Origin of the sequence: Prochlorococcus marinus str. MIT 9211 (genome assembly GCF_000018585.1) — a bacterium.
Classification (GTDB): domain Bacteria; phylum Cyanobacteriota; class Cyanobacteriia; order PCC-6307; family Cyanobiaceae; genus Prochlorococcus_D; species Prochlorococcus_D marinus_B.
In genome coordinates, this window is the sequence record NC_009976.1 from 1,559,510 (window position 1) to 1,581,828 (window position 22,319).

The following is a 22,319-nucleotide window of genomic DNA, read 5'->3' on the forward strand; positions in this document are numbered from 1 at the left end:
CCAATTAAAACAAATTAATAAGCTAAGCCCATGCTGCGGGTTGTTTCATCCCCAAGATATACACGGATACTTAAGAAATCTGTAGGGCAAGCGGTTTCACAACGTTTACAACCTACACAGTCTTCTGTACGAGGAGAGGAAGCAATTTGTGCTGCCTTACATCCATCCCAGGGAACCATTTCAAGAACGTCTAGAGGGCAAGCCCTGACACACTGAGTGCATCCAATGCATGTGTCGTAGATCTTTACTGCGTGGGACATAACACCCTAAAAAGCTGTATGTAAAAAACTTTACTCAATTTGGTTCAAGATAAAAAGATTCATGCAAGTCGCTTCACTCTTGTTAACTAGACGCCATTAGCCCGTAAGATGCATTTCGGATCTAAATAACGTATGTCTCAGGACGCAACCCTCGAAAAAGTTCGTTCTATTGTTTCAGAACAACTAAGTGTTGATGCAGGCGAAGTAAAGCTTGAATCAAATTTCCAAAATGACCTTGGCGCAGACTCTCTCGACACTGTTGAGTTAGTAATGGCTCTGGAAGAAGCTTTTGACATTGAAATTCCAGATGAAGCTGCTGAAGGCATCGCCACAGTTGGAGATGCTGTCAAGTACATAGAAGACAAGCAAGGTTGAGGAACTAATGGTGGAGAATCTCCATCGAGTTGTTGTAACCGGTCTCGGCGCTATTACGCCAATTGGCAATACCGTCGAGCAATACCTTGATGGCTTAAAAGCAGGGAGGAATGGCGTAGGGCCCATCAGGCTTTTTGACGCTTCCAATCACGCATGCCGTTTTTCTGCAGAGGTCAAAAATTTTGACCCAACTGGTTTACTAGAACCAAAAGAATCAAAAAGATGGGATCGATTCTCTAAGTTCGGAGTAATTGCCGCTAAAGAAGCCTTAAGGAATTCCGAGCTAGTTATAAATGAACACAATTCATCGCGAATTGGGGTCATTATTGGCTCTGGAGTAGGAGGGTTGCTCACTATGGAAACCCAAGCGCAAGTTCTTAACAACAAAGGCCCTGGAAGAGTAAGCCCTTTTACTGTTCCAATGATGATTCCCAATATGGCTACGGGTCTTGCAGCTATTGCGCTAGGAGCTAAAGGGCCTAGCTCAGCAGTGGCGACAGCATGCGCAGCTGGTTCCAATGCAATTGGTGATTCTTTTCGGTTAATTCAACTTGGCAAAGCAGATGCAATGATTTGTGGCGGAGCAGAAGCAAGTATTACTCCACTAGGAGTAGCTGGTTTTGCTAGCGCAAAAGCTCTTTCATTCCGGAATGATGACCCCCAAAGCGCGAGCAGACCATTTGATGCAGAACGTGATGGGTTTGTCATTGGTGAAGGCTCTGGAGTAATTGTTCTTGAGTCACTAGAACATGCGAAAAAACGCGATGCGACTATCTATGCAGAAGTAATTGGCTATGGCACTACATGCGATGCTCATCACATTACCTCTCCTTCTCCTGGTGGAGTAGGAGGAGCCAAGGCAATGCAAGAAGCTCTTTTAGATGGACATATCAATCCAGATGATGTCGATTACATCAATGCTCATGGAACAAGCACACCAGCAAATGACAGCAATGAAACGGCAGCTATCAAAACTGCATTGGGTACAAGGGCCAAACAAATCCCTATTAGTTCAACAAAATCAATGACTGGCCACCTACTAGGTGGGTCTGGAGGCATTGAGGCAGTAGCATGTGTCCTCTCTATTCAGAATGAGGTCATTCCACCAACAATCAATTATTCCACTCCAGATCCTGCATGTGATTTGGATTATGTGCCCAACACTGCTAGAGAACAAAAATTAGGTGTTGTACTTTCGAATTCGTTTGGTTTCGGAGGCCACAACGTTTGTCTGGCCTTTAGAAAATTCTTCTAAACGCACTCCAACGACACCATCGTCAGAAATTTTAACCACTACCACCTCAACCCCAAATACAATGGTCGCTGCGCCCGCTTCACTCGATAAGCTTTGCATCAACAGCATAAGAATGCTTGCAGTTGATGCTGTTAATAAATCCAAAAGCGGACATCCCGGTCTTCCAATGGGATGTGCACCAATGGGATATACGCTTTGGGATAAGTTCTTAAATCACAACCCCAAAAACCCCAAATGGTTTAACCGAGACAGGTTTGTTCTTTCAGCCGGTCATGGTTGCATGTTGCTATATGCCCTTTTGCATCTCACGGGTTATGAATCAGTAACGATTGAAGATATTAAACAATTTCGTCAGTGGGGGGCCAGAACACCCGGTCATCCAGAAACTTTCGAAACGCCTGGTGTAGAGGTTACAGCAGGCCCATTAGGAGCAGGAATTTCCAATGCTGTAGGACTTGCCATTGCCGAATCTCATCTGGCTGCAAAATTCAATAAGCCAGATTTTTCTTTAGTTGATCATTTCACCTATGTGATCATGGGAGACGGTTGTAATCAAGAAGGAGTTGCATCAGAAGCATGCTCTCTTGCAGGGCACTTGAAATTAGGAAAATTAATTGCTCTTTATGACGATAATCACATCACAATTGATGGAAAAACTGATGTTTCATTCACAGAAGATGTACTAAAGCGATATGAGTCTTATGGATGGCATGTTCAACATGTTTCAGATGGCAATACAGATGTAGATGCCATTGCTAAAGCAATCCAACAGGCTAAAGAAGTAACTGACAAACCATCCATCATTAAAATCACAACAACCATTGGATATGGTTCACCTAATAAAAGTGATACTGCTGGAGTTCATGGGGCACCCCTAGGCGAGGAAGAGGCTGAGCTTACACGACAAGCATTGGGATGGTCTTATGGCCCTTTTGAAGTACCTCAAGAGGCATATGACCAATTGCGTCAAGCAATTGATAAAGGAGCAAAGTCCGAAGCTGTATGGAATGAATTATTAGAAAGTTATCGCTCTAAATATCCTGATGAATCAATTGAATTTGAAAGAATGTTGAGGGGCGAACTCCCAAGCAATTGGGACCAAAGTCTTCCTAGTTACACCCCTGAAGATAAAGGTTTGGCTACGAGAAAACACTCTCAGATTTGTTTAGGAGCATTAGGCCCCAATCTGCCTGAGTTAATTGGAGGATCAGCAGACTTAACCCATTCAAATTACACAGATATCCAAGGGGAAACTGGTTCGTTTCAAGCTGAGAGTCCTGAGAAACGCTATTTACATTTTGGAGTCAGAGAACATGCAATGGCAGCCATCCTGAATGGAATTGCTTATCACGGCAGTGGTTTAATCCCTTATGGAGGAACATTTTTAGTGTTTGCTGACTACATGAGAGGGTCAATGAGACTGTCTGCACTCAGTGAACTTGGAGTGATCTACGTCCTCACCCATGATTCAATTGGCGTAGGTGAAGACGGCCCAACACACCAACCAATAGAAACAATTCCCTCTTTGCGCGCAATGCCAAATATGCTTGTCTTCCGCCCAGGGGATGGTAATGAAACTAGTGGTGCATACAAATTAGCGATCCAAAACCGCACTAGACCTAGTGCTCTATGTCTCAGCAGACAAGGCATGCCAAATCAAGAAAATTCTTCTATTGAAAAAGTATCCTTTGGAGGATATGTTCTTGAAGATTGCGAAGGTACTCCTGAGTTAATACTTATAGGAACAGGAAGTGAATTGTATCTTTGTGTTGATGCAGCTAAAGAGTTAACAAAACAAGGGCGAAAAGTGAGAGTTGTTTCAATGCCATGTGTTGAACTATTTGAGGAACAAAGCTCTTCATATAAAGAAGAGGTTTTACCATCAGATGTAAGGAAGCGAATTGTCGTTGAAGCAGCGGAAACATTTGGATGGCATAAATATATTGGTCTTGATGGAGATAGCATTACAATGAGTGGATTTGGTGCTTCTGCACCAGGTGGAACTTGTATGGAGAAATTTGGATTTACGCTCGAGAATGTATTAAATACTGCAAATAATTTATTAACTTAATTAGCCGAATCAAGCAAAACTTATACTGAAATTTTATAGATTTATTTTAGAGGCATCTTTTGATTTAATTACATCCTCGAGATCATCTAAATCTTTATCCGTAATCTTAGTTTGCATAGGGCAATGCTTGGGACCACACATTGAACAAAACTCTGCTTGTTTATATATATCTGCAGGAAGAGTTTCATCATGATATTGACGAGCCCTCTCTGGATCAAGGGATAATTCAAATTGCTTGTTCCAATCAAAAGCATATCTAGCTTTACTAAGTTCATCATCTCTATCTCTTGCACCAGAACGATGTCTAGCTATATCTGCAGCATGAGCAGCAATTTTATAGGCGATTAATCCTTCTCGAACATCCTCAGGGTTTGGTAGTCCGAGATGTTCTTTAGGTGTCACATAACAAAGCATTGCGGTGCCATACCAACCAGCCATTGCAGCTCCAATAGCGCTTGTGATGTGGTCATAACCAGGTGCTATATCGGTAACCAAAGGGCCTAAAACATAAAATGGTGCTTCCGAACAATCCTCCATCTGTTTCCGAACATTAAATTCAATCTGATCCATCGGCACATGGCCCGGTCCTTCAACCATTACTTGAATATCATGAGCCCAGGCACGTTTAGTTAACTGGCCCAAAGTTTTCAATTCAGCCAATTGAGCCTCATCAGAAGCATCATGCAAACACCCTGGGCGAAGAGAGTCTCCTAGTGAAAAACTGCAATCATATCGCTTGAAAATCTCACAAATATCATCAAATCTAGAGAATAAAGGATTTTGTTTGTGGTGATAGAGCATCCATTGAGCCAGGATGCCGCCACCGCGACTAACTATCCCAGTTAATCTTCCTTTAACCTTGGGTAGATGCTCTATAAGTAAACCAGCATGAATAGTTTGATAATCAACGCCTTGCTGGCAATGCTTCTCAATTATGTGAAGGAAATCTTCCTCTGATAATTTTTCAATAGATCCATGAACACTTTCTAAAGCTTGATAAACAGGAACAGTTCCAATAGGTACTGGAGATGCATTGATAATTGCAGTTCGCACTTCATCTAGATTGACCCCTCCAGTAGAAAGGTCCATCACGGTATCAGCTCCATACTTAACAGCTAATTCAAGCTTTTTCAGCTCTTCACCTACATCACTTGCATTAGGAGAGGCCCCAATATTGGCATTAACTTTGCATTTGGAAGCAATACCAATAGCCATAGGTTCCAAATTTAGATGATTAATATTCGCTGGAATTATCATGCGGCCTCGAGCAACTTCTTCCATGACTAAAGACTCAGGAAGATTTTCTCTATTGGCTACATACGCCATCTCTTCAGTAATCATGCCTTGTCGGGCAAAATGCAATTGAGAAACATTGCTTTTGCCTTGCCTGTTAGCAACCCATGAAGCTCTCATAACCCCGAAGTCTGAAGATTGATAAGGGGGGTGCAAAAAACTTTGATCACGCTCTTTCACTTTCCTTCGTCGGCATAACCCGAATCAGGTTCAGAGGGTGTGATCTCAGCCAAGGAAACAAAACTTTCCGTGGCACCCCTAGTGCTATTTGTAAAATAGCTAGATTTCTTAGAAAAGCCCTTAACTGAAGAATAAATAATTACTAGGAATTACTTTGAACTGTTTTTTCTTAGCTCACGCAAAATTGTTTTTCTGTGATGCTGTCGTTCTAAGACTCCGTTACAAATCAATCCAATCCCAAGAACTAAAGATGGTAAAGATTGAACCCGATCATTACCACTACGCTGAAAAAGTCCAAGGATGGCTATCAAGATTAAAAAAGGCGCAGCAAAAGTTGGCCAAAAATTCCGAGACACTTTCATCAATGATGTCCCCTTTTTTGCATCCAATCCAAAAGCGTACTTGTCAATACACTAATCCCTATTTCTAAACATCTTTCATCAGGAGCAAAGTACCCATTATGGAGAGGAGCGCATCCATTCAAACCACTTACACCCAGACGAAACATAGTCCCAGGAATATCTTGCAAAAGCTCAGCAAAATCTTCTGCTCCTAAAGAAGGCTGTTCTAAGCGGAGAACATTTGCATCGCCAAGTAATGCAATTGCAGAATTTTCTAGTAATTGAGTCAACTTAGGATCGTTATAAACAGGTGGTGCTATTGAGCGATATTGCACTTTTGCCTCAGCTCCAAAATTAGAAGCAATTTTTTTTACTGTCTCTTCAATCCAATTGGGTAACGTTTCATTTAATTGAAGGTCTAAACAGCGAACTGTTCCCAAAAGCCTAACTTTATCTGCAATGACATTAAAAGCTTGTCCACCTTGTATTTTGCCAAAACTAATCACAACTGGTGAGAGAGGATCCAAGCATCTACTTATGGCTTCTTGTATGCCACTAATCACTCTTGCTGCTATCCAAATTGCATCAACTGCTTGATGAGGTCTGGCACCATGTCCTCCATTCCCCAAGATCTCAACTTGTAACTCACCTGCGGCTGCGGTCAAAACACCTCTGCGAACACCTATTTGGCCAACAGGTATTTCAGGAAATACGTGAACACCAAAAAGAGCATCTAAGCCAGTTAAGGCACCATCCTCCTTCATCCATTTTGCTCCAGAGGCAATTTCTTCAGCAGGTTGGAATAAAAGTCTTACACCTGACAATTTACTCTTATCTTCTGCCAAAAGTTTTGCGACACCTAGCCCTATACAAGTATGTAGATCATGCCCACAGGCATGCATAACTCCTTGATTGAAAGAAGAAAAAGGCAACCCAGTTTTCTCTTCTACGGGGAGTGCATCCATATCCACTCTTAATCCAACACAAGGAGCAGATTTATCTCCTAACTCTGCAATAACACCTGTTCGACCAACTCCTTCTGTGACATCCCAACCATATTTCTTTAATTCCCCCGCAACAGTTGCTGCAGTCTGATGCTCTTGACCACTTAATTCTGGATGAGCATGTAAATGCCTTCTGATAGTTATCAATTCAGGCAAAAACAGCCTCAAAGATTCCTTGTGACAATCTGAAAAAGGCATTATCTCTCCAAGTCTATAAAAGCCAAAAGATCCTTAAGAGGGTCTGGGGGCCAGCGCAATGAATCCTCAAGCCAATTTCTATCTAAAAATCTATTATCTAAACCCGCTACTGCAATCCAATTGCTTTCAGCCTCACCAACCAATCCTCTCTTCCATAAAAGGGCAGTCAAAGCAGCTCTTGAATCTGGAAACATAGGGTATTTGCGAATAATTGCGCGAAGATCTGATTCAGCCTGATCAAAGTTTTTCAATTGATAATTGGCCAATGCTTTGGATATACGAGCCAAAACAAAACCAGGCTGAACATTTGCAGCTTTATCAAAAAACTCTTCTGCTTGCAACCAATCACCCTGTGAACCTTTGGCAGAAGCGAGATTAAATAAAGCCAATGAATTATTAGGCTCTCGCGCCAATATCAATTCATAGTCTTTTACGGCCTCATCCCATTTTCCTAAGACTTCTTCTGCAATCCCTTTATTCATATATGGGTCAATCTCTTCAGGTAAAAGATTAATTGCTCTTTTCTGATCAACAATTGCCCCTTCAGGATCCCCTAAAAGCAAGCGCACATTCCCTCGATTACTTAATGCAGCTGCATCTTCTGGAGATAGTTTAAGGAATTGCTCCCAGGTATCCAATGCTTTCAAAAAATCTCCATCTCTACTCTCTTGCAAGCCTCTATCGAAAAGCATCTTTAAAGACTCAGTAGCTCTAACTTCTAAAGAACTCGCAAAAAATAACAAGTAACAAAGAGTCGCTATCAAAAGAATTAGTTTTTTAATGAAGTGAGTATTCATAATGACTAATGACATTCAATATGTTCTTGTCCTTGAAGTGTAAGAATCCTGCCTCTTGGTGTTCTTTGTAAAAAACCTATTTGAAGAAGAAAAGGTTCTACAACTGATTCGAGTGTCGCAGGCTCTTCGCCTAATGCAGCAGCAAGAGTATCTAAGCCTACAGGTCCTCCTCCATGTGATGCTAATAACGATAAAAGTCTTCTATCAAATTGATCTAAACCACGCTCATCTACACAATGTAATTTTAATGATTCATCTACCAAATCAATATCAATCAATTTCTTATTACACTTAACAGTTGCAAAATCTCTAACTCTACGAAGTAACCGATTGGCAATTCTTGGTGTACCTCTACAACGTCGTGCGATTTCTAAACTTGCATCATCAATCATAGATAGTTCAAGAAAGCGAGCAGATCTCTTTACTATCTCCTGCAAATCTTTCAAATTATAAAAGCCAAATCTTTGAGTAATTCCAAAGCGATCCCTTAAAGGTGAACTAATTGCAGCAGGCCTAGTTGTAGCACCAACCAAAGTAAACCTTGGTAGCTCTATTGCTCTGGTTTTAGAAGTTGTTCCTTTGCCTATTGTTAAGTCAAGTCTAAAATCTTCTAATGCTGGATATAAAAGCTCTTCTGCAGAATTTGTTAGTCGATGGATTTCATCCACAAACAACAATTCTTTTGAGCGCAAATCCATTAGCAAACCAACGATATCTCTAGGCCTTTCAAGTGCAGGTGCACTAGTAATTCTGCATTTCACACCAAGCTCTTGGGCTAAAACTAAGGCCATTGTGGTTTTACCTAAGCCCGGTGGGCCGTAGAGCAAAACATGGTCTAAAGCCTCTTTTCTATACAAAGCTGCCTTGACTGAGATAGCTAAGACTTCCTTCAGCTCTGATTGACCGACGAATTCATTTAAAGTTTTAGGCCTTAAAGAATCTTCTTTAATTGGTTTACAATCTTCCTTGAGAAATTTTGGATCGACCAACCTTGATTTGCCCCTAGAATCTAAGGAGTCAGATTGATTGATACTAGAAGAAACAATAGCCATGCTTGAAGAATAACGACCGTTATGTACTCTGAAATTATTAATTTGAGGAGATGACTAAGAAAAAGAATAAAAAAGTGACCAAATCAGAACGAGGGGAGGCAAACCGCCGATTAGCTGAGAATCGACTTGCAAGACATCAATATGAAATTTTAGAAACACTTGAAACAGGTATCGAGCTAGTTGGAACAGAAGTCAAATCGATCCGTGCTGGTAATACAAATCTAAGAGATGGATTTTGTCTTATTCGCGAAGGAGAGCTTCAGCTACATAATGTTCACATTTCTCCTCTAAATAATGCTGGAAACTTCTTCAACCACGATCCATTAAGAACCAGAAAGCTCCTAGCACATCGAAAAGAGATTAATAAACTTGAAATCCAGGTAGCTAGAAAAGGTCTCACTTTGATTCCTTTAAGTATTCATCTAAAGGGCTCATGGATCAAGATTATTATTGGAGTTGGCAAGGGTCGTAAGCTCCATGACAAAAGAGAGGATGATAAAAGAAAGCAAGCAAATCGAGATATGAAGTCAGCTCTAGCTCGTTATCGCTGAACTGGCAGAATAAAAATAAATTCAAGAATTCTATGAGTAGGAAACAACAACAAGCCAAATTGAAGTTTCTAAGAGAAAAAATACTTCTAGAACTAGAAGATTTCTATAAACATGCTTTTGAAAATATTTCAGATCTTGAGCTTGGGGAAGGTGATATAGCAAAACTTGCTCAAATCCTACTTCAATCTAAAGATGGTGCTCTTACACCTCTGAAAAATGAAATTGAAAAACCATTAATAACAAAAGCACCTTTAAAATAGTTGCTTTACAAGCTATAAAAATGATATAAATTTACTCCAAATATTATTTAAAAAGCCTTTAAATAGACCTTTTAAATATTCAAATCAAATTTCACAAAATCTAGAAGTTTTTATACTTCCTATTTCAGAAAGCTTAAGTTTTTGATGATGGAGGTTCAAGACTGACATTTTCTGGCGGTGGAGTGGGGTCAGGGTCTGCAATTAGCATATGCTGCAAAACAATCTCAGGACGTTCGCTATCCCGCCATCTAATTCGATATGCAGGCATCTTTGTACCACGACTAGTGGTCTGTTCAACGGGCTCCATTACCCAGCCACGCCTTGAACGCCCCTGAGGATTGCGCTTGACCACAGGGTCAGCATGCTTAAAACGGAAACCTACTCGCTCTCCACTCATCTGAAGATCACATTCATACTCGCTCAATTATCCACTTTCATGGTCCATTTTCCGATTACTGAGAACCGGACTCTGGCTTAAGTAATGGAAATGCAATCACATCACGGATAGAAGGACTATCTGTAAGAAGCATTACCAACCTGTCAATTCCAATGCCCAGGCCTCCAGTTGGAGGCATTCCCACCTCAAGAGCATTAACAAAATCTTCATCTATGACATGAGCCTCCAGATCACCAGCTTGTCTGCGAGATTGTTGCAAAAGAAGACGTTCTTTTTGATCTACTGGATCTATAAGTTCACTAAAAGCATTTGCTGTTTCACGACCAGCTATGAATAATTCAAATCTCTCCACAATGCCTGGCTTACTGCGATGCTTTCTAGCGAGCGGAGAAATCTCAATTGGATAATCCATCACAAAAGTAGGTTGAAATAGATCCCCTTCAACTGCCTGCTCAAAAGCTTCGTTCATCAATCTCCCAACACTGTCAGCATGATCAGGAACATTTAAACCAACACTTTGCATTGCAGTTGAAGCCTTAGATATATCTTGTCCAAACTCATAAAAATCAAGCCCAGTAGATTCCAGAACTAGCTCATGCATGGTGATTCTTCTCCAAGGAGGAGTTAAATCAACTTCTTTACCTTGATATTGAATTGTTGTGGATCCACATATTTGAGAACAAACAAAAGAAATCATTTCTTCCGTCAGATCCATCATGTCGGTGTAATCAGCAAAAGCTTGATAAATCTCTACAGTTGTAAATTCAGGATTATGTCTTGTACTTATTCCTTCATTCCTAAAAATTCGTCCCAATTCATACACTCTCTCGAAACCTCCTACAACAAGTCTCTTTAGGTGAAGTTCTGTAGCAATACGTAGATAAAGCGAAAGGTCAAGTGTGTTGTGATGAGTAATAAAAGGCCTTGCCTCAGCTCCTCCCGCCTCGGATTGAAGCACGGGTGTCTCTATTTCGAGAAAATCACGTTCATCTAGCCATCTACGAATGGCGCTAACCATAAGAGCCCTACTCCTAAAAGTTTTACGTGATTGCGGGTTAACAATTAAATCGACGTAACGCTGCCTATATCTCTTCTCTACATCTGAAAGACCATGCCACTTATCAGGCAATGGTTGCAACGATTTGCATAACATGGTCCATGAAAAAACTTTGATCGAAAGCTCTCCTCGATCAGTTCTTCTGAGAATCCCATTTACTCCTATCCAATCGCCAGAGTCAACCAAATCGGTCAATTGAGAAAAGGAGCCAGGAGACTCCTGATCTAGATCAGAATGTTCTTCGAGAGTAGCTTTTTCTAAAAAAAGCTGTATCGATCCGCTCTCGTCAGACAACGTAAAAAAAGCAAGTTTCCCCATAACTCTTCGGGAAATGACTCTCCCAGCCACGCAAACCTCAAGCTGTCTTTCCTGACCATTAGCTAAGTCTTGATGCTCAACTTGCAAAACGGCTGCTTTATGAGTTACCTCAAAGCGAATCCCATAAGGACCATTGCCAAGCTTTTTTAAAACTTGAGCCTTTTCTAAACGAGTTTCTTTTAAATCAGACAATGAACCTAACTCTCAAACACATTGAGATTAGGTATAGATGTCCCTAAATAACACCATCCATACTCAAGCAACAACAGTAGGGAACTCTCCAACTCTTTGAGAGGAATACCCTATTCCTCTAACAGTAAGAATTAATTCTGGGTTTCGAGGATCAGGTTCAAGCTTTCCTCTTAATCGAGCAACATATACATCAACTACTCTTAAATCAGCAGCTCTTCTTGGAGGGTAACCCCATAATTGCTCAAGTATCTCCGCCCTAGGTACGACTTTGCCTGGATCTCTAAACAATAATTCAAGCAAACTAAATTCTGTATAAGTTAATCCAATCCTTTCGCCTGCACGACTAACTTGGCGCCTATTTGTATCAACAACTAAATCCCCTAATTTCATCACCCCTTGGCCTACAGGTATTTCTCTAGGCTCAGCTACAGAAGATGCCCCTGGCCCCATCCTCCTCAAAATAGTCGCTATACGCGCCTCTAGCTCCTTTGGACTGAAAGGCTTGGATAAGTAATCATCTGCACCCAAGTCAAGGCCTGCTACACGCTCAGAGATGGCTTCCAGAGCGCTGAGGAAAATAATTGGAACGATAGATTCTCCTCGAATTCTCCTGCAAACGGCAAATCCATCCAATTTAGGGAGCATTACATCAAGTACTACTAAATCTGGAGACTCTCTGTGAAAAAGCTCAAGAGCTTCTTCCCCATCTTTGGCAGAGATCACGTGATAACCAGCAAGCTCAAGGCGAGTAACCAAAACTTTCAAAACAGCAGGCTCATCATCCACAACAAGAATTGTCGCCTTGGGACCATAGGAGGCCTTTAAGCCAGGCCCACCAGTGCTTTCGAGCTTGGATGAACCCCCGTCAATCATGGACAAATTATGTATAAACAAATGCAACCATAACCTTCCAACCCAATCCAAGACAATTTTTTCGGAGCCAAAAAAGGTGATTTTTAGCCGATTTATAGAGGTTTTCAGGGCATTTATACTCAGGTAATTATACTTATTTTTTCTTCTCGCTTCCTTGTCGATAGCTAACCTTTTTTCCTGAAGTCTATATATCAATCACTATATTTTTAATATAGTTAATATGAATAATTAGCCTGCTAATAAAGAGGTTTCTATGTTTTGTATCTAAAGAAATACAAAAGTAATAATGAGCAAATTATTGGTGCGAGTAAAGCAGTGATAATGGTTTCAGCAAGCAAAGAATGAAGAGAAAATGCATGAAAAAATGAAATGGTCTTATTTTCAAGCAAATAAATTTTCTGAACCCATATCGTCAATCCAATCAAGAAAGCTCCAATCCAAGCAAGCAAGCCTAAGTTGAAACTAGATTCTATAAGTTGACTTTGCCTACCTAAACGTCCCCACCAGAAACCCAAAATAATTAAAGCAGGTATTTGTGAAGCTCCTTCCAAATGAGTGGCATCAACGAGCATACCTATACAAAATCCAGCGAACATTCCATGCCAGGATCCTTCCTCAAGTGCCCAAGGTAGTAGCCATAAGACTGCCCAACTAGGTCCCACCCCTTTGATGGAGATCCATGCAGGATTTAAAAGGTTTAAGAAAGGGACTGCGAAACCAATTAGCAAATAAAGAGATCTTTTGGACAGCTTTTTCATTAGTTACGAATAACCTGCACCCAATCAATTGCTTCTGGGACAGCTAATAGTTGAACAAATGCAAAAGGTGCAGGTAAATTCTCATCATTTTTAAACTGAATAACTCCTATAGGCAGATTTGGAGGCAGCAAAGTACTTGCAGGTGAAGTAGTTACTACATCTCCAATTTTTGATTCAGTTCGTCTATCAAGAAAATTCAATTGAGGGCGATTATTACCATTTCCTACCAACACCCCATGAACCTTAGTTCTCTCAATCCAAACACCAATTTGACTGCCAGGAGCTGTTAACAACCGGACTCTAGAAGTCATTGGTGTGGTCGTCTCAATTATGCCCAGAAGGCCTCCAGGGCCAATAACTGCATCTCCAGTCTTAACTTGATCATTTTGCCCTTTATTTAAATCCAACTGCTGCCAAAAACCGCTAGGTTTTCTAGAGATAACTGCAGCCGAAATATGATTTTTATTAGATGAATTTTTTAAATCCAGTAAATTACGAAGTCGCTGATTATCTTGTTCAAGCAAATGCAATCGAATTTGATTATCTAACTTCACACTATTTGTAATCCATTCTTTTTGGGCCATGCCTGGCCAAAAAGGCCTAGTCAAAAAAGCATAAAAATCTATTAGAAAGAAGCCTTTCGATAAACGAATAATAAAAAAAACAATTGCAATAGAACACCATAACCAAGGTCCCTTTGTGTTCCACCAACGAAAAGCACCAGTTCGTCGGGAAAGACCCATATAGTTAGTCCCTCACAGCATTTCTAGCGAATTCTGGAGTATCGACTACGCGCTTTAATCTCTTGAAGTTATCTAAAACTTTTCCACAACCATTAACTACACAGAGTAAAGGCTCTTCTGCAACATGAGTAAAAATGCCTGTTTCATGACTTACCAAGTCACTAATTCCTCTTACCAATGCCCCACCTCCAGCGAGCATAATGCCTCGATCCACAATATCTGCAGCTAGCTCTGGTGGAGTTCTCTCTAAAACACGTTTAACAGCATCAACAATTTTATTCAGAGGTTCTGACATCGCTTCACGGAGATCACCCGCATTCAAATTAATAGATCTTGGTAATCCTGAAAGTAGATGTAAGCCCCTTACATCCATCGATTGAAAATCAAATTCATTATTAGGGAAAGCTGAACCAATGCGAATTTTAATTTCTTCGGAGGTCCTCTCACCAACGACTAAGTTATGAACTTTCTTTAGATAAGTTGCTATCGATTCATTAATCTCATCTCCAGCCACGCGAACAGACTCACTTAATACTGTTCCGCCAAGACTCAAAACAGCAACTTCTGTAGTGCCACCGCCAATATCAACAATCATTGTTCCAATGGGCTCTGTCACTGGCAAATCAGCACCTATAGCAGCAGCAACTGGTTCATCAATTAAATGTACTTCTCTAGCTCCTGCTAAACCTGCCTCGCGAACTGCTCGCCTCTCGACGCTAGTAACTCCACTAGGTATCCCAACAACTAAACGTGGGGCAATAATTCCTCTTCCTTCATTGCACTTTTGTATAAAAGTTTTGAGCATTTGCTCAGCTGCATCAAAGTCCGCAATGACCCCATCTCTTAAAGGTCTCACTGCTCGAATATTTCCTGGAGTTCGACCAAGCATCAATTTCGCATCATCTCCAACAGCTAAAGGCTCGCCTTCTTCTAAATCCATAGCCACAACAGAAGGTTCTTCAAGAACTATTCCTTTCCCTTGAACATAGATCAAGGTATTTGCGGTACCCAAATCAATACCAATATCCCTAGAAAGCCTCAAACGTCTAAAAAACACTGATTTAAATTCAATAAGAATTCGAATCATAAGGGCTTGGCACCGATATACAACGTTCTCGATACAGACGCTGGACCACATTTAATAGAGGCCCATTACAATTGCTGCATTGAAAAACCTAAAACAATGAGTGTCAACTCAATAAGCCTAGTTGGAAGAGCTGGCAGAGACCCTGAAGTTCGTTATTTCGAATCCGGTTCAATTGTGGCGAACCTGACTATTGCTGTAAATCGACGTAGCAAGCAGGATGAGCCGGATTGGTTCAATCTTGAAATATGGGGGAAGCAAGCTCAAGTTGCAGCTGACTATGTTAAGAAAGGATCTTTAATAGGAATTACTGGCAGTTTCAAACTTGATCAATGGAAAGACAAGAATACAGGTGAGGATAGATTTAAACCTGTTGTCAGAGTAGATAGATTAGAGCTCTTAGGTGGCAGGAAAGAGGAAGGTGGATTTTCGAATAATGAGCCTCCGATGGCAAGATCCACAGAAGAAGATATTCCTTTCTAAGTATTAATCAACTTTTTGATTTCGCTTCGAAAAAGTACGAATAATGAGCCATAAAAATCCTGTTGATAAAGCAAAAATAATTAATATCTTTATTATTTTAGAAAAAGGTTCTAACCAAACTTCTACCCTGCTATAGCTTTCTCCTAACAATATTCCTGCAACTGTTAAGAAGATAGTCCAAATAAGACTTCCTGCAGATGTCCAAAGAATAAAAGGAGCAATAGGCATTAACTCAACCCCTGCAGGAACAGAAATTAAAGTTCTTATCCCAGGCACTAATCTCCCCCAAAATACTAATGATGTTCCATACCTTGCGAACCAAACTCGGCTTCTAGAGAGTTCTTGAGGGCTAATACCTATCCATTTGCCATATTTTTCTAACCAAACCTCCAATCTTTCTTCATTTATTAAGCGCCCAATCCCATACCAAGGGAAAGCTCCTAAAACAGTTCCGATAAGGCCTGCAAGTACAACAGGTATAAAGTTTAATTGACCTTGATAAACATAAAATCCCCCCAGAGGCATAATTAATTCAGAAGGAATAGGAGGAAATAAATTTTCTAGAAACATTGCCAATAAAATTGCAATGTACCCAACCCACTGATTTGCCTCTACTGCATTTCCAATAATATTAATTAGTGAGGAAGCAAGATCTGCAAAGTCCATTTATCTGAAGAAGTAAGAATAGCTAATAACGATATTGTTCAGATTTATATGGACCTTTTATAGGAACATTAATATATGCTGCTTGTTCTTCAGTAAGCTCAGTTAAATTTGCTCCTATCTTATCTAAGTGGAGGCGAGCTACTAATTCATCAAGATGCTTAGGTAAAATATAAACTTGATTATCGTAATTACTTCCTTGAGTAAATAATTCAATCTGTGCTAAAACTTGGTTTGTAAAAGAGTTACTCATTACAAAACTAGGGTGGCCAGTAGCACATCCCAAATTTACTAACCTGCCTTCGGCTAAAAGAATAATCTTATTGCCGCTGGGAAGAGTTATGTGGTCAACTTGGGGTTTGATATTTTCCCATTGATAAGGTTTCAACGAAGCAACGTCAATTTCATTATCAAAATGACCAATATTGCAAACAATAGCTTCATCTTTCATTCGAATAAGATGGTCATGAGTAATTACATTAAAGTTACCCGTTGCTGTAACAAAAATATCTACATTTTGAACAACATCATTCAATCTAACCACTCGATATCCTTCCATTGAAGCTTGTAATGCGCAAATAGGATCTATTTCCGCAATCATTACTGTTGCACCCAAACCTCGCAAAGATTGAGCAGATCCTTTACCAACATCCCCATAACCAATCACGAGTGCAATTTTTCCCGCGACCATTACATCAGTGGCTCTTTTGATTCCATCAACCAAAGATTCTCTACATCCATAAAGATTATCGAATTTGCTCTTGGTAACAGAGTCGTTGACATTAATAGCTGGGAAAGGCAAAGATCCATTGGCTTGCATTTGATATAAACGCGCTACACCTGTAGTTGTTTCTTCGGTTACTCCTTGAATAGATGACTTAATTCGAGAATAAAAGGAGGGGTCATCAGATAATTTGTTACGAATAGAACTATATAAAGCGATTTCTTCTTCATTATTAGGCCTTTCAAGAACAGACAAGTCTTGTTCGGCTTTACTGCCAAGAATGACCAAGCCTGTTGCATCTCCTCCATCATCCAAAATCATATTTGGAGTTTCCTGATCCCCCCATTCAAGTATGCGATGTGTATAGGCCCAATATTCATCTAGAGTTTCCCCTTTCTTTGCAAATACAGGAATACCAGAACTTGCTATCGCCGCTGCTGCATGATCTTGAGTAGAAAAAATATTGCAGGAGGCCCAGCGAACTTGAGCACCCAAAGCAACCAAAGTCTCAATCAATACTGCAGTTTGAATGGTCATATGCAAACTTCCAGCTATGCGAGCGCCTTTTAGAGGTTTTTCTTTGTGATATTTCTCGCGAAGGGCCATTAATCCAGGCATTTCCTTCTCAGCTATGGCAAGCTCTTTTCGTCCAAACTCAGCAAGCTCAATATCAGCAATTTCATATTCAATGTGATTGTGTAATTGTTGAGTTGAAGCAGATGCTGCAAGCATGGTTAGGAATTAAATAAAAACTTGGAAAGGAACATCTTCAAAAAAATCGAAGTTCCTGAATCAATATTCTGGCAATCTACCCAATCAGGGTGGGTTCTTACTGACCTTGCAGCAACTATTGAATTTGGCAAAAGGTTAAATCAGGTGCTAGAAGATTCGAATTTACTTTTGCTTAAGGGCACTTTGGGGTCTGGCAAAACATCTTTGGTTAAAGGAATCGCAAAAGATCTTGGAATTATTGAACCTATTACAAGTCCAACATTTGCTCTATCTCAGCACTATCTCACAGGTAAAAGAGCACTTGTACATTTAGATCTCTATAGACTAGAAGATATAAATGCTGCTTATGAGTTATTTATTCAAGAAGAAGAAGAAGCAAAATCGCTTAAAGCACTTATGGTTATTGAATGGCCATGTCGGTTAGGTAGAACTTTCAATGATGCTTGGTGCGCAAATTTAAAATATTCATCTAACGAGAGAAGATTAATTCAACTTTTTTCTCCTACATCCAAAGACAAAAACTCTTTAACCTGACCATAAATAGGTTGTGGTTCAATAGCACCTGCTCCTTCACATACCAATGCTCCGCATGCAGCAGCGAACCTGACAATCTCTTTAGGATTTAGCAAGTCACCCTGAGACAATGGAGTTTGCAATAATTGAGAAATAATTCCAGCGGTAAAGGAGTCGCCTGCCCCAGTTGTATCAACAACCTTTCTCGGAACACTCGTTTTCATATGGCCAACAGATTCTCCTAACACCCAATTAATTGGTCTAGATCCATCGGTAATAATTACACTGGGCTTTTTTGGTAAGGAATTGGAAATTTCTGTCGGAGTATGGCTGTTGAAAAACCAAACTGCTTCTTCTTTGGCAAGCTTTAGTAAATCCGCATGTTTTAAAAGATCATGAATGGCCAACTTGATTTCTCTACTTGGTGGACTATCCGGCGATGAATTGGGATCCCAAAAAGTTGGCCTCCAATTAATATCAATGGCAATAGATAATGAATATTTTTTAGCTTGATCGACCATCCATAGAACTGCTTCTTTAGAACTCTTCGAAGCCAATAAGATTGTTCCAAGAAGCAACCAACTTGCCTCCTGAAAAAGCGCAGGCAAGGTTTCTTTCAACTGAGTTAATCCCAAATGCTGGTCTGCATAACCCTTACGATGATCACCCTCGAAACCTTCAAAAGTTCTTTCACCAGATAAATCTCTTCGAACCAGTACTACGCGACTTGGAAGCTCAGGGTGAATCTGTAAACCAGCAATATTGACGTCCCTAGACATGAATAAGCGGCGAAATTCAGCGCCAATCGAATCATCACCTAAACAACCAATGAACGCCGCATCTATTCCTAATCTTGCCAAGCCGCATGCAACATTTGCTGGGGCACCACCTAAACAATCTTGAACTGGTTTATCTACCGCAGGATCGCCACCGCAAGGCCCTAACCGATCTACTAATGCCTCTCCTACACAAATAACTTTTGGTGAGTTCATCGAAAAAGATAACTTTTAAGTTCTGCTCTATTTAAATCATTAAAAGCGATTACTTCATCTTTGTCTTGGATATAAGAAAATATTCTTTAAGAGCAGAAATCATATATGAGTTAGCTTTAGGAAACGGATAATTTTGAAGATCACTTAATTTTACCCATCGGACTTCCTGGCTTGATAAAGGTTTTGGTTTCCCAGAAATTAATTCACACAAATGAACTATAAAATGTAATTTCTTATGGGTATAGGAATGATCAAATTCAATAAGCTTTTTCCCTACCTTTACCTCAACGCCTAATTCTTCGCGTAGTTCTCTTGCAATAGTCATTTCTATTGATTCATCTTTTTCCTTTTTACCTCCGGGAAATTCCCACATTCCTCCCATACTTCCTTCATCAAGTCTCTGATCAATCAAAACATCCTGATTTTTATTAAGAATCAAGCCAACGCCTATAACAGCTTTTGAAAGAATCAATTTTTGACCTTTTACTGGTAGATTTTCAGGATTTCCTGAATTATAAGCAGAACAATAATTTTGCCATGGGCAATTGGTACAAATAGGATTGTACTTGGTACAAATTGTCGCACCTAGATCCATTAAAGCTTGATTAAATGTTCTAGGAAGATTTTTATCTAGTAACAAATCACTCAATTTCCAAAGCCTTGCCAAATCTTTGTTTGGAGTTTTAGTACTACCAATTAATCTAGTTAAAACCCGTTTAACATTCCCATCTAGTAAAGGGCTAGGGAGGTTAAATGCTGAAGAAATGATACTGCCAGCCGTATTACGCCCTATGCCAGGTAAATTCATCCAGCTTTCTAAATCCTTAGGCCAATTAGCTGGATTTAAAGAGTTAGGTATGCCAATTAAATTCAAAAGAATCCTAGAAGTAACATGTAATCTTCTTGCTCTGGAGTAATAACCAAGTCCTTGCCAAAGTAAAAGGACTTTATCCTCTTCAGCCTTTGCCAAATCAACAAGAGTTGGCAGAGCTAACATCCACTTTTCCCAATATGGTAAAACAACTTTCAACTGAGTCTGTTGCAGCATTACTTCAGCAACCAAAATTGGATATACAGCAAGATATTGATTCTCGTTTGGTAAAGTTCCATCCTTAGTTAATTTCCAAGGGATATAATGACGTCCATTTGATTTAAACCATTGAAGAAGAGTTGACCTAAGAGCGTCTATCTTCTGAGGATTTTCCAAAACCCCATTTGCTAAATCATTTTGACTAAAGCCAACAGCCATATTTGGGAGTGGAATGACTTAAATGTCTCGTGGAAAGTAGAAGGATCTAAAATTGAAAAAAACTTTGCAACATTATTAGTTCATGGTTTTGGTGCTTCTAAAGAGCATTGGCGACAAAACCAAAAAATCCTTGGAGAACAATCTCCTTGCTATTCAATTGATTTAATTGGTTTTGGTTCCAGTAGTCAACCTCGTGCAAAACTAGACGGTGACTTAAGTTCGCAAAACGATTTTTCTTATAACTTTGATAATTGGAGTCATCAAATAGCAGAATTTTCGCAATCTGTTATTAAAAAACCAGTAATTTTAATTGGTAATTCTATTGGAGGCGTTATCGCACTTCGAGCAGCTCAAATTATGAAATCTTCTTGTAAAGGGGTGATATTAATTAATTGTGCCCAAAGAACAATGGACGATAAAAGGCTATATGAACAACCGAAATTTATGCGACATATCCGACCATTATTAAAAGCACTCATTAGAAAGCGATGGCTAAGCAAAAATCTCTTTAAAAATGCTGCAAATCCAAAATTTATTAGAAAGGTTCTCGAAAAAGCTTATCCAAGTGGGGCAAATATAGATACAGAGCTAATAAACATGATTCATTCGCCAACTCAAAGAGAAGGGGCTTCAGAAGCTTTCCATGGTTTTGTAAATATCTTCAATGATTATCTTGCTACAGAGCTAATGGAAAATCTTGATTTACCTGTTGATTTAATTTGGGGAGAAAGTGATCCATGGGAAGCAATAGACGAAGCAAGATACTGGGCTTCATCCATAAATTGTGTGCGATCTTTAGAAGTTATTAATGGAGCTGGACATTGTCCTCATGACGAATGTCCTGAAAAAGTAAACAATCGTTTGTTAAAGATTATTCAAGATGCGACATAAGCTTCAACGGCCTCTCCTTTGCTTCTTAAACCTCTTAACCCAGAACGCTCAAGGTTTCTTACTCGATCTCTACTTATACCAAGAACCCTACCAATACCTGTAAGGCTCATCGGTTCCTCACCATCTATGCCATATCTCATCCTTAACACCCTGTATTGCAACTCAGGCAATTTTTCCAAGAGGATTTCCAAATCACCTTTCATGCAATCCAACTCAATCTGCTGTTGTGGCGAATCATTATCAGTAGATAACAAATCTAATAAAACAGTGTCATCTTTATCACCTACTTTCATCTCTAAACTGACTGGCTGACTGGCCTTAAGCATCAAATCTTTGACTTCTTCCTCAGATACATCTATATATTCTGCAAGTTCTGCAACAGAAGGTGTCCTTGATAATTGTTGACTTAAGTCTCTCTGTCCTTTCTTCAACTTATTAAGCATCTCAGTAATATGAATAGGCAAACGAATAGCCCTACTTTTTTCAGCTATAGCTCTTGTAATTCCTTGTCTAATCCACCAATAAGCATAAGTTGAAAATTTATAGCCACGGGCAGGATCAAACTTCTCTACTCCTCTCACCAAACCAATTGTCCCTTCTTGGATTAAATCCAAGAGTTCCATATTCCTTTTTGTATATTTCTTGGCAATACTAACTACCAAACGCAAATTAGCTGCAACCATTCTTTCTTTCGCCCGCTCACCTAAGCGAAACTTTTTTTTCAAAGCTCCAACTGTCAATCCTGCAGCACTTGCCAACTCGTCAAGATTGGGCTTCTGACCATGAGTACTTTGCCAGTCCTTCTCAAGATTCTCTAAAGCCATGAGCTCTTGAACATGACGGCCAAGAGTGATTTCCTGATCATTGGACAAGAGCGGAACACGTCCTATATCCCTTAAATAGGAACGAATTAGATCATTATCAGATGTAGATTTTTCCAGTGTTACTGGGATGATTTTTCTTGATGAAGTAATTTCCGCTTGAACAGCCATGTTAACTGTTGAGTTTTGTGA

The 22,319-nt window shown here is 39.8% G+C and carries 25 protein-coding genes and 1 riboswitch; of the genes, 8 read left to right on the forward strand and 17 right to left on the reverse strand.

All coding sequences use genetic code 11. The annotated features are described in order from the left end of the window. Positions 1-14: 14 nt before the first annotated feature. Positions 15-260, reverse strand: coding sequence for a photosystem I iron-sulfur center protein PsaC (psaC, locus tag P9211_RS08425; RefSeq protein WP_012196283.1), 246 nt, complete (start codon positions 258-260; stop codon positions 15-17). 132 nt (positions 261-392) lie between these two features. On the opposite strand from psaC, the gene acpP reads away from it, so the two are divergent. The 3 genes from acpP to tkt all read left to right on the forward strand — a co-directional run bounded on the left by acpP (position 393) and on the right by tkt (position 3,961). Further along, entirely contained in the window at positions 393-635 is a 243-nt protein-coding gene (acpP, locus tag P9211_RS08430; RefSeq protein WP_012196284.1) for an acyl carrier protein, read from the forward strand. A 7-nt stretch (positions 636-642) separates the two neighbouring features. Further along, on the forward strand, positions 643-1,890 hold the full coding sequence (gene fabF, locus P9211_RS08435; RefSeq protein ID WP_012196285.1) for a beta-ketoacyl-ACP synthase II: 1,248 nt from the start codon (positions 643-645) through the stop codon (positions 1,888-1,890). Positions 1,891-1,951: 61 nt separating this feature from the next. Then, positions 1,952-3,961, forward strand: a complete 2,010-nt coding sequence (gene tkt / locus P9211_RS08440; protein ID WP_012196286.1) for a transketolase — start codon at positions 1,952-1,954, stop codon at positions 3,959-3,961. Positions 3,962-3,994: 33 nt separating this feature from the next. Here tkt and thiC read toward each other — a convergent pair whose 3' ends face one another. From thiC to ruvB, 5 genes are all read right to left on the reverse strand, one after another. Beyond that, on the reverse strand, positions 3,995-5,374 hold the full coding sequence (gene thiC / locus P9211_RS08445) for a phosphomethylpyrimidine synthase ThiC (protein WP_012196287.1): 1,380 nt from the start codon (positions 5,372-5,374) through the stop codon (positions 3,995-3,997). Between the two features lie 44 nt (positions 5,375-5,418). Next, positions 5,419-5,524: riboswitch (TPP riboswitch) on the reverse strand. Positions 5,525-5,583: 59 nt separating this feature from the next. Beyond that, entirely contained in the window at positions 5,584-5,790 is a 207-nt protein-coding gene (locus P9211_RS08450) for a DUF3188 domain-containing protein (protein WP_159088386.1), read from the reverse strand. Between the two features lie 5 nt (positions 5,791-5,795). Then, complete coding sequence (locus tag P9211_RS08455; protein ID WP_012196289.1) at positions 5,796-6,977, reverse strand: amidohydrolase; 1,182 nt, start codon at positions 6,975-6,977, stop codon at positions 5,796-5,798. Further along, complete coding sequence (locus tag P9211_RS08460; protein WP_143703395.1) at positions 6,977-7,774, reverse strand: tetratricopeptide repeat protein; 798 nt, start codon at positions 7,772-7,774, stop codon at positions 6,977-6,979. Before P9211_RS08460 ends, P9211_RS08455 begins: the two co-directional genes overlap by 1 nt. A gap of 5 nt (positions 7,775-7,779) precedes the next feature. Then, complete coding sequence (gene ruvB / locus P9211_RS08465) at positions 7,780-8,826, reverse strand: Holliday junction branch migration DNA helicase RuvB (RefSeq protein ID WP_012196291.1); 1,047 nt, start codon at positions 8,824-8,826, stop codon at positions 7,780-7,782. A gap of 50 nt (positions 8,827-8,876) precedes the next feature. On the opposite strand from ruvB, the gene smpB reads away from it, so the two are divergent. Together smpB and P9211_RS08475 are read left to right on the forward strand one after the other, a co-directional pair. Further along, positions 8,877-9,377: an SsrA-binding protein SmpB gene (gene smpB, locus P9211_RS08470; RefSeq protein ID WP_012196292.1), complete on the forward strand. Its 501-nt coding sequence runs from the start codon at positions 8,877-8,879 to the stop codon at positions 9,375-9,377. Positions 9,378-9,409: 32 nt separating this feature from the next. Next, positions 9,410-9,637: a hercynine metabolism small protein gene (locus tag P9211_RS08475; protein ID WP_012196293.1), complete on the forward strand. Its 228-nt coding sequence runs from the start codon at positions 9,410-9,412 to the stop codon at positions 9,635-9,637. Positions 9,638-9,770: 133 nt separating this feature from the next. Here the strand turns inward: P9211_RS08475 and P9211_RS08480 are convergent, their stop codons facing one another. The 6 genes from P9211_RS08480 to P9211_RS08505 all read right to left on the reverse strand — a co-directional run bounded on the left by P9211_RS08480 (position 9,771) and on the right by P9211_RS08505 (position 15,032). Next, positions 9,771-10,034, reverse strand: a complete 264-nt coding sequence (locus tag P9211_RS08480) for a hypothetical protein (RefSeq protein WP_012196294.1) — start codon at positions 10,032-10,034, stop codon at positions 9,771-9,773. A gap of 55 nt (positions 10,035-10,089) precedes the next feature. Further along, positions 10,090-11,601: a lysine--tRNA ligase gene (gene lysS, locus P9211_RS08485; RefSeq protein WP_012196295.1), complete on the reverse strand. Its 1,512-nt coding sequence runs from the start codon at positions 11,599-11,601 to the stop codon at positions 10,090-10,092. 63 nt (positions 11,602-11,664) lie between these two features. After that, positions 11,665-12,474 carry a response regulator transcription factor RpaB gene (gene rpaB, locus P9211_RS08490; RefSeq protein WP_012196296.1) on the reverse strand — a complete coding sequence of 270 codons (810 nt, stop codon included), beginning with the start codon at positions 12,472-12,474 and terminating at the stop codon, positions 11,665-11,667. 251 nt (positions 12,475-12,725) lie between these two features. Continuing rightward, complete coding sequence (gene mreD, locus P9211_RS08495) at positions 12,726-13,232, reverse strand: rod shape-determining protein MreD (RefSeq protein ID WP_012196297.1); 507 nt, start codon at positions 13,230-13,232, stop codon at positions 12,726-12,728. After that, positions 13,232-13,975, reverse strand: coding sequence for a rod shape-determining protein MreC (gene mreC / locus P9211_RS08500; RefSeq protein WP_012196298.1), 744 nt, complete (start codon positions 13,973-13,975; stop codon positions 13,232-13,234). The genes mreD and mreC overlap by 1 nt, the downstream gene beginning before the upstream one ends. Positions 13,976-13,979: 4 nt before the next feature. Then, entirely contained in the window at positions 13,980-15,032 is a 1,053-nt protein-coding gene (locus tag P9211_RS08505; protein WP_041391641.1) for a rod shape-determining protein, read from the reverse strand. A 126-nt stretch (positions 15,033-15,158) separates the two neighbouring features. Between P9211_RS08505 and P9211_RS08510 the strand changes: the two genes are divergently transcribed. Next, positions 15,159-15,542, forward strand: coding sequence for a single-stranded DNA-binding protein (locus P9211_RS08510; protein ID WP_012196300.1), 384 nt, complete (start codon positions 15,159-15,161; stop codon positions 15,540-15,542). A gap of 3 nt (positions 15,543-15,545) precedes the next feature. Here P9211_RS08510 and P9211_RS08515 read toward each other — a convergent pair whose 3' ends face one another. Together P9211_RS08515 and ahcY are read right to left on the reverse strand one after the other, a co-directional pair. Beyond that, on the reverse strand, positions 15,546-16,208 hold the full coding sequence (locus tag P9211_RS08515; protein WP_012196301.1) for a DedA family protein: 663 nt from the start codon (positions 16,206-16,208) through the stop codon (positions 15,546-15,548). A gap of 22 nt (positions 16,209-16,230) precedes the next feature. Further along, on the reverse strand, positions 16,231-17,661 hold the full coding sequence (gene ahcY / locus P9211_RS08520) for an adenosylhomocysteinase (RefSeq protein WP_012196302.1): 1,431 nt from the start codon (positions 17,659-17,661) through the stop codon (positions 16,231-16,233). A 21-nt stretch (positions 17,662-17,682) separates the two neighbouring features. Between ahcY and tsaE the strand changes: the two genes are divergently transcribed. Further along, positions 17,683-18,195 carry a tRNA (adenosine(37)-N6)-threonylcarbamoyltransferase complex ATPase subunit type 1 TsaE gene (gene tsaE / locus P9211_RS08525; protein ID WP_012196303.1) on the forward strand — a complete coding sequence of 171 codons (513 nt, stop codon included), beginning with the start codon at positions 17,683-17,685 and terminating at the stop codon, positions 18,193-18,195. On the opposite strand, the gene P9211_RS08530 is transcribed toward tsaE, so the two are convergent. Further along, complete coding sequence (locus P9211_RS08530) at positions 18,150-19,166, reverse strand: carbohydrate kinase family protein (RefSeq protein ID WP_012196304.1); 1,017 nt, start codon at positions 19,164-19,166, stop codon at positions 18,150-18,152. The two genes, tsaE and P9211_RS08530, sit on opposite strands and share 46 nt — an antisense overlap. Positions 19,167-19,215: 49 nt before the next feature. After that, positions 19,216-20,415, reverse strand: a complete 1,200-nt coding sequence (gene mutT, locus P9211_RS08535; protein WP_012196305.1) for an 8-oxo-dGTP diphosphatase MutT — start codon at positions 20,413-20,415, stop codon at positions 19,216-19,218. On the opposite strand from mutT, the gene P9211_RS08540 reads away from it, so the two are divergent. Continuing rightward, on the forward strand, positions 20,395-21,306 hold the full coding sequence (locus P9211_RS08540; protein ID WP_012196306.1) for an alpha/beta fold hydrolase: 912 nt from the start codon (positions 20,395-20,397) through the stop codon (positions 21,304-21,306). The two genes, mutT and P9211_RS08540, sit on opposite strands and share 21 nt — an antisense overlap. On the opposite strand, the gene P9211_RS08545 is transcribed toward P9211_RS08540, so the two are convergent. Beyond that, positions 21,291-22,298, reverse strand: coding sequence for an RpoD/SigA family RNA polymerase sigma factor (locus P9211_RS08545; protein ID WP_012196307.1), 1,008 nt, complete (start codon positions 22,296-22,298; stop codon positions 21,291-21,293). The genes P9211_RS08540 and P9211_RS08545 overlap by 16 nt on opposite strands. Positions 22,299-22,319: the final 21 nt, after the last annotated feature.